At 37.2% G+C, this 745-nt stretch carries 1 protein-coding gene; it reads right to left on the bottom strand.

The features are described from left to right. Window positions 1-566: LysR family transcriptional regulator (locus tag ACS8FD_RS20020; protein WP_439277157.1), on the bottom strand; the 566-nt coding region annotated here is incomplete at its 3' end. Between the last annotated feature and the right edge of the window lie 179 nt (window positions 567-745).

The following is a 745-nucleotide window of genomic DNA, read 5'->3' as shown; positions in this document are numbered from 1 at the left end:
TGAGCCAACTGCTCTAAAGTTACATTGGTTTTTGTGGCTAATGGCGACAGCGTACCTGTCATAAAATATAATGGATCTGACCACAATGTATGATAGGTTAGACGCTTATCATAAACAGGTGGTAACGTCAAAAAAGCCAAAGATAAATTGCCATCAAGAACCGCTTTGTGCGCTTCTTCTGAATCCACAAAATGGACTTCGAGCTGTACAGCAGGATAACTTTGGATAAAATCTTTTAGCACTGGTGCAAGATGATGCAAACCAATATGATGACTGGTACCGATGACCAACTTGCCAGAGACCATTTGCTTAGAGTGTTGCAAGTTTATTTTAAAATTTTCATAATCTTCTAACCAGCGTTTGGCATGTGGTAGCATCTCACTTGCTGCTTGAGTCGGTACGATACCTCGACCTACTGTATCAAAAAGGACGATATTGAACTCGTCCTCTAGGTTTTTGATACGTTTACTGACAGCAGGTTGAGTGATAAATAGCTTTTCTGCTGCGCCTGAGATGCTACCTGTTTGCATAACAGTCACAAACGTCGTCAAATTAGTGGTATTCACACCGATGTCCTTAGCTTCAAAATAAGCTATAAATAAAAGTTGGCTTGTCTATTCGTTATATATTAGAAATAAAAGTTTGTGAATAGATAAAAATCATCAATTATTATTATAGAATTAGGCTGCTATAATCACAAGGTATCAAAGTACTTTTTGATGTTTTTATTTTAATCGCTTGGTAA

The sequence above is a fragment of the Psychrobacter sp. 1U2 genome, from assembly GCF_051847575.1.
This window is presented reverse-complemented; position numbering and strand designations above follow the sequence as displayed.